Genomic DNA, 3,962 nt, shown 5'->3' with positions numbered 1-3,962 from the left:
TGCGCCTCCACCACATCCACATCCGCAGGCACCAACCGCGCACCCGCCAACGCATCCCGAATCACCCGCTCCTGCGACGGACCATTCGGCGCCGTAAGCCCGTTACTCGCCCCGTCCTGATTCACCGCAGAACCACGAACCACACCCCACACCCGATGCCCCAACCGCAGAGCATCCGACAACCGCTCCACCACCAGAACACCGGCGCCCTCGCCCCACCCGGCTCCGTCGGCCGCACCGGCGAACGCCTTGCACCGGCCATCCGAAGCCAACCCACCCTGGCGGCTGAAGACGGCGAACGGGGCGGCAGAGGCCATGACGCTGACCCCACCGACCAGCGCGAGCGAAGACTCACCACGACGCAGCGCCTGCGCGGCAAGGTGCAGTGCAACCAGCGATGACGAACACGCCGTATCCACCGTCAACGCCGGACCCTCAAGCCCCAGGGCGTACGACACACGCCCCGACATCACGCTCGACGTGGCGCCCGTAAAGGAATGGACTTCGGAATCGGCGGCAAATCCGCCGTACTGGGCTATGCCTCCGACGTAGACACCGGTCTTACTTCCCCGCAGTGCCTCGGGGTCGATCCCGGCGCGTTCCAGCGCTTCCCAGGACACCTCCAGCAACAGACGCTGCTGCGGATCCATCGCGACGGCCTCACGCGGCGAAATCCCGAAGAAGGGGGCGTCGAACCGATCGGCGTCGTAGACGAAGCCGCCCTCGTAGGTGCCGGGCTTGTCGGACTTCGGGTCGTACAGGTTCTCCAGATCCCAGCCTCGATCGTTGGGAAACTCCGAAATCGCGTCCACGCCGGAGGAGACCAGGTTCCACAGGTCCTCCGGGGACCTCACGCCGCCCGGAAAACGGCACCCCATCCCGACGATCACGACCGGATCGTCGTCGAGCGCAGCCACCGGCTCGACGGAGGCAGTCTCTCCTACGTTGTCCCCCGTCAGCTGAGCGACCAGGAAACGCGCCAGCGCGCTCGGTGTCGGATAGTCGAAGATGAGCGTCGCGGGCAGCCGCAGACCGGTCGCCGCAACGAGCCGATTACGCAGCTCGACCGTGGTGAGTGAGTCGAATCCCAAATCGCGAAAAACCCGCCCCGGTTCGAAATTCTCGCCGCCGTCGTGCCCGAGCACTATGGCGACATGAGTGCGGACGATGTCCAGGACGGCGCGGTCGCGGTCCACGGGAGAAAGCCCGCTGAGGCGGCGTGCCAGGGCAGGCTCGTTCGCATCGGCAGGGGTGGTGCTCGCAGCCGGCCTGTTGGGGCTATGGAAGAGAGACCTCAGCAGCGCGGGCACCGACGTGGTCGTGCCGGCGCCCGGCTGTCGCGCCGTACTCAGCCGGATCGGCACGACCAAGGCATCCTCGGCCTCCGTGCCCGCGTCGAACAGCGCCAGGGCCTGTTCAGGCGAGAGTGCTGCCACTCCACCCCGCTGCAGTCGGTCCAGATCGTCCTTGTCCAGGTGGCCGGTCAGCCCGCTGGCCTGCTCCCAAAGCCCCCACGCCATTGACACCGCGGGCAGTCCCCGCAGCCGCCGCTGCTGGGCGAGTGCATCCAATATGGCATTTGCGGCGGCGTAGTTGGCCTGGCCCGGGCTGCCGAACACGCCCGCCGCGGAGGAGAAGAGGGCGAAGACGGACAGGTTGAGGTGCTGGGTCAGCTCATGCAGGTTGAGCGCTCCCTGCACCTTGGGCCGCAGCACCTGCTGTATTCGATCTTCCGTCAACGAGGTGAGCACCCCGTCGTCCAGTACGCCTGCGGTGTGGATGATCCCGGTCAGCGGGTACTCCGCCGGGATCTCGGCCAGTACCGCCGCCAACGCCTCCCGGTCAGCCACATCACAGGCCACGATCGACACCAGGGCACCCAACTCACGGAGCTCGGCCTCCAGTTCTACCGCGCCTGCTGCAGCGCGGCCCTGTCGGCTGAGCAGCATCACGTGAGGAACCCCATGCGTGGCCACGATGTGGCGTGCCACGGACGCGCCCAGCGTGCCGGTGCCGCCCGACACCAACACCGTGCCCGATCCGGCCCAGCTGTTGGGGATGGTCAGGACGACCTTGCCCACGTGTCGGGCCTGGCTCATGTATCGGAATGCGTCGCCGCTGCGGCGCACATCGAATGCGGTGACAGGCAGCGGTTCCAGCACTCGGCGTTCGAAGAGGTCCATCACCTCGCTCAGCATCTGCCCTATTCGCTCAGGCTCTACGTTGAACAGATCGAAGGCCTGGTAGTGCGCATGGGGAAACTGTTCGGCGACCGCGTCCGAATCACGTATGTCGGTCTTGCCCATCTCCAGGAATCGTCCGCCTGCGGACAGCAGCCGCAACGACGAGTCCACGAACTCCCCCGCGAGGGAGTTCAATACGACGTCCACTCCTTGACCGGCGGTGGCGGACATGAACTTCGCCTCGAAGTCCAGGTCGCGCGACGAGGAGATCTGAGCCTCTTCGACACCGAACGAACCAAGGGTTTCCCACTTGCTGCGGCTGGCTGTGGCGAAGATCCGTGCTCCGACGTGACGTGCTATCTGCGTGGCGGCCATGCCCACACCACCTGCAGCCGCGTGTACCAGGACCGACTCGCTCTGTGCCAGCCCGGCGAGCTCGACCAGTCCGTACCAAGCCGTCAGGTAAGCAGCGGGGACAGATGCCGCCTGCTCGTACGACCAGCCCGCCGGCATGTGCGCCAGCGTTTGCTGGTCAGCGATCGCGACTGGACCGAACGCCCCGGAGAACAGGCCCAGAACCCGGTCCCCTGGCGTGAATCCGGTGACTCCCGGACCGACCTCAAGAACCACACCCGCGCCTTCGCTGCCGAGGGGCGCAGGATGCTGGACCATCCCGAGTGCGACGACAACATCCCGGAAGTTGAGGCCTGCGGCGCGAACCGCGACACGTACCTGACCGGGCTCCAGCGGTGCGTCGGACTCCGGGCAGGGAGCGAGTACGAGATTGTCGAACGTCCCCGGAATCGTGATGTCGAGTCGCCACGTACCCGTTGTCGGGCGACTCAAGGCGCCACGGCCACTGTCGCGGGCGAGCCGCGCTGCGAGAAGTCGGTTGTTGCGTAAGGCCAGTTGAGGCTCGCCGAGCTCCAGCAGCGTGGGTACCAACTCGCTGAGGCCGTCCTCGTCGTCAATCTGATCGACGTCGAGCAGGAGGATTCGACCAGGGTGCTCCGACTGCGCACTGCGCAGCAGGCCCCACACTCCGGCACCGGCCAAATCTGTCACATCGTGCTTCGCGTCGGTGGCCACCGCACCCCTCGTCAGCACCACCAACCGGGATTCGTCGAACCGCTGATCACCCAGCCAAAGCTGCAGCCACCTCAAGACTGCAGTCAGAGTCGACTCCATCGCGGCGGAGTCCACGGAGGCCGAATACTCGGTGAAGCAACGCAGCACCACGACATCGTGCACGGCTCGGTCCGATACCAGCTCGCTCAGCAGGATGTCCCTGGGGTCGCTGCCGGTGTCGGTCCAGATCATGGAGACCGAAGCGGGCTGACCGGGCTCAACGAGAGACCACTGCACACGGAACAACCCATCCCGCTCCGTAGTCCGGGAAGCGGTCAGCATCTCCGCCGAGACCGGCCGGGTCAGCAACCTCTGGACGGACACCACCGGGGCCCCGGCATGGTCCGTCGCCAACAGACTGATCCCGTTCAGACCATTCGGCGACACCCGCACCCGCAACGCGGCCGCCCCCACCGCATGCACCGACACGCCCTCCCACGCAAACGGCAGCGCGGTCTCCTCACCCGCAGTCAGCTCGCCACGCAGCAACCCGGTCTGCAACGCCGCATCCAGCAACGCCGGATGCAACCCAAAATCACCAGCCCGATCCCGCTCCCCCTCAGGCAGCGCGACCTCGGCGAACACCTCGTCCCCACGACGCCACACCGCCCGCACACCCTGGAACACCGGCCCATACTCATAACCCGACTC

General features: G+C 66.7%; 1 protein-coding gene. It reads right to left on the bottom strand.

The window, feature by feature from the left end; genetic code table 11:
• A partial coding sequence (locus ACZ3H8_RS40690) for an SDR family NAD(P)-dependent oxidoreductase (RefSeq protein WP_467410399.1) occupies positions 1-3,917 on the bottom strand: 3,917 nt, incomplete at its 3' end.
• Positions 3,918-3,962 lie beyond the last annotated feature (45 nt).

The organism is Streptomyces sp. NPDC002868 (assembly GCF_055563295.1).
Note: the sequence above shows the minus strand (reverse complement) of the source record. Positions and strands in the feature narration are given on the sequence as shown.